The following is a 550-nucleotide window of genomic DNA, read 5'->3' on the forward strand; positions in this document are numbered from 1 at the left end:
GAACGAACCCGCTGCGCGGGATGGGCGCGTGGGGTGAGGTAGAGATCACGAACCGGACGTCGCGCTCGCATTGAGGGTAGTTCGGCAGCGGCAGAGCATTACGGGCTTCTTCAACAAGGAGCCTGACCATGCCCTATCCTGTTCTTGATGCACCTATCAGTCCACTTCGTCAGCGGCTGATCGACGACATGAACATGCGGCGTTTCTCACGGGAGACGCAGCGCAACTATCTCCGCGACATCGGACGCCTGGCGACGTTCCTCGGGCGTTCACCAGACACAGCGACCACCGACGACCTGCGCCGGTTCCAGATCGAGCAGCAGGGCGACGGTGTTCCCGTGCCGACGATGAACAGCATCGTGTCGGCGCTGCGCTTCTTCTTCACGCATACGGTCGATCGTCCCGATCTGGCGCGCAAGCTCGTTCGGCTGGCGCATCCGCGCAAGCTGCCGGTGGTGCTCAGCCGCGACGAAGTCGCTCGGCTGCTCAACGCCACCACCTGCCTCAAGCACCAGGCCGCGCTCTCGGTCGCCTATGGTGCGGGCTTGCG

Annotated in this window: 1 protein-coding gene; it reads left to right on the forward strand. The window is 64.0% G+C overall.

All coding sequences use genetic code 11. From position 1 onward, the window contains the following. Positions 1 to 128: 128 nt before the first annotated feature. A partial coding sequence (locus AC0L2B_RS00130) for a tyrosine-type recombinase/integrase (RefSeq protein WP_473743625.1) occupies positions 129 to 550 on the forward strand: 422 nt, incomplete at its 3' end.

It is taken from the genome of Mesorhizobium sp. WSM4815, from assembly GCF_055811575.1.